Origin of the sequence: Candidatus Bandiella numerosa, from assembly GCF_021811875.1 — a bacterium.
In the GTDB taxonomy this organism is placed as follows: domain Bacteria; phylum Pseudomonadota; class Alphaproteobacteria; order Rickettsiales; family Midichloriaceae; genus Aquirickettsia; species Aquirickettsia numerosa_A.
Window position 1 is genome coordinate 1 of record NZ_JAJBJD010000143.1, and the last position, 2,858, is coordinate 2,858.

Genomic DNA, 2,858 nt, shown 5'->3' on the forward strand with positions numbered 1-2,858 from the left:
TTACTTTGCCGTCAGCTTCCTTCAGCCAACTCCTCACGAAGTTAGCCTTGCCTCAGCTAATGGACCGCTCTATCTCAGCCCACAAGGGACTTGAACCCTTTGCTCTTACATCATGCCCGGCGCACATAGCATGCAATCTTATTCTTAGCTTATTATCTAGTACTATGGTGTCGCCATCTACTACCCTTATATCATCACTTACATATGGCCTATTATGCAGGTCACAACCATATATCTGATAAGTTATCATTCCTAACACAACCAATAATCCAAATATACTAGGTTTTTTAATGTATTTTAAGATGTATTTAGCCATTCTTTTTTGTAATATCACCATCTCGCCTGCTATATTTACTACTTCTTTATTAGTTTTTATATTTTATATACTCTTTGCATCCTAAACCTTTAAAGGCGGTTTACTATTATTTTAGCGCAATTCATTCAACATTCCCAAATAGGAAAATGGTTGTTCTTATATAATAGAATATCATGAAATTTAAAATCGAGATTCTTATGCGCGCAGAGACATATAGGTAATTTGTTTTATAAATAATTTTCAATTATCACACTCATATCCATCTCAATCGCCGAAGGATTTGGCTTTAAATTTTATTGTTTTATAATAAATATCGTTATATCAATGGAATTACCCAGCCTAGAGCCAGTTACAGCAAGCCGAATGAAAATTGGTACACCTCCTGCAACTATTGTTGGCTTTCTTTTTTGCTCTGTATCTTAGGTAAAACGCCCGTATACGAATTGTATACAAAATTATCTGTTTTGGAAAAAAACGTATACTTTCGTATACATTAACCTCTACCCTAGGCAAAATGCACGTATACATTTGTATACAAAAATCGCATTTTTGAGAAAAACCCATTATTTTTTTATGTGATTTATTATATAGCCTAGTTAAAGTGGGTGTATACACGTGTATACGAAGCAACTTGTTTTTTAAAAGGAGAATGCGCACTACCATTCCTTACCTTAGTTAAAATGGTCGTATACGCCGTATACGAATTTTATTTTGCAAATCAGATAAACTACATCTCAAAGCCAGTATTTTCAATCTGATTTGATTTACTATTTTGCTGTTTAGATGCATTGATTTCTAACTCGCGTTTACTGTGTTGCTGGATGGATTTAACTCCTTCCTTATTTACTACAAAATCCTGATTGCCTCTATCATATTTAGAAAGCATTCGGCTCCCCTCACTAAATGCTATTCTTGCTTCATCTCTATTAAATCCAGATTTCGCAAGTAAATCATATTGTTTTTGAACATAATTTGATATCGAGCAGAGTTTGCTGATTTGCTGTGTTGGCATATTAAATCCATGCTTCTCTTGGTACTTTACCATTTCTCGTGCAATAAATTCTGTTCCTTGTGTCCCATATCCCTTCTTACCTAAATCTCGTGTTAAATCATGCATCTTAGCTGTATTTTCCTTATACTCTCTTAAAACTTGATCTGCAGGCATTGGTTGGTAATTCTCAGATGCTCTATTTGCTAATCTAGTATCAATATTTACTAATCTCTCGGTTATCTCTTGTTGTTTTAGTAAATCAGAGGCCTCTTTTGCCGGATTCTTTGATTCTACATGATTTTTCCAGTATTTTTCTCTCTTTAACTCATATCTTGATTCATTAAAAAACTCCTTCTTCTGTGTTCCTGATGCCTCTTTGCCATATATATTCCTATGATTTATTATCTTCACTACCATTTTTTCAATGATAGTTTGAATACTGACATAGTCCTTTTTATTATCTGCAACTCTCAGATTCTGCTTCGCTACCTCTTCTAATCCCTCTTTCAGCTCTTCTATGCCTAAATCTCTAGTTTTTATAGCAGAGATTTCTAATTTATTTTTAATTGGACTTTCCATATAAGCCTTTACACCTTTCTCACCTCTGATTTTAAGTACATCATTAAAATCATAACCTTTTACTTTAGGCTTCATCACCATTACATTTTCAAATCCCTCTTGCGCTAATTTCCTTGCTGATTTATCAACGAGTTTAGCTGTTTGTGATTCTTTACCATCATTATCAGCTACTATAGTTACATCCTTGTTTTTATCGCAACTCTTAAGATAACTACCGATATTTAGCATATTACTAATCCCAAGCCCTACAATCACTCTTGCTTCTTTATCAGCGGCTGCTATGGATAGTCCAGTCTCAACTCCTTCTGCTATATATAGCTTTCCAGATTTTGCATTACTAGTCAGTTCAACAAAACTTCCCTTTAAACCACCCATTGTCCTCTTATTTACTTCCAAAGACTTATCTTTATTATGTGTTTTTGAATCTAAATATATAATCTGAGCACCACTTTCCTTACCATCTTTATCCCTTGCTATCGCTACTAATGCAGTTGTGTATTTCTTTGTCTCACTACTCCAAGCTCTAGTTGTTGACCTTATATCTTTCGATAAGTTGATTTGCCCTAGATTTATCCCACGATGCTTTGTTAAGTAATTATTTACAATTTTTGTTCCGTTATTGACAGGTACTGCTGATCTACTTATCTTTTTTACTGCTTTAAGCTTTTTCTGTTGCTCTATTTCTTCTGCATTAACTTTATTTGTAGACTTATTCTCTTTCCCTTGCTTTTCTTTTACTTGATAAGTAAATTCTTCTTTATATCCCAATTCCTTATATATTTTAAATAAAGAACCAGCATCTCCACTGCTAAAGTCATACCATATACCATTGCTTAAATTTACTGATTATAGTGGACTGAAAAAGTCAGACAACAAAAAGAGTAGTTTTATTTCCTAAAAGATATAAAAATATAAATAAAAAATAAGAAGTATGAGTAAAAAAGAAAAAAGAAATTTTAGCGCTGAACAAAA

Annotated in this window: 2 protein-coding genes; one reads left to right on the forward strand and one right to left on the reverse strand. The window is 33.2% G+C overall.

Translation table 11 applies throughout. From position 1 onward, the window contains the following. Nucleotides 1-239: hypothetical protein (locus L8D11_RS04710; protein WP_236870516.1), on the forward strand; the 239-nt coding region annotated here is incomplete at its 5' end. An 804-nt stretch (nucleotides 240-1,043) separates the two neighbouring features. Here the strand turns inward: L8D11_RS04710 and L8D11_RS04715 are convergent. Next, entirely contained in the window at nucleotides 1,044-2,654 is a 1,611-nt protein-coding gene (locus L8D11_RS04715) for a toprim domain-containing protein (protein ID WP_236870517.1), read from the reverse strand. Nucleotides 2,655-2,858: the final 204 nt, after the last annotated feature.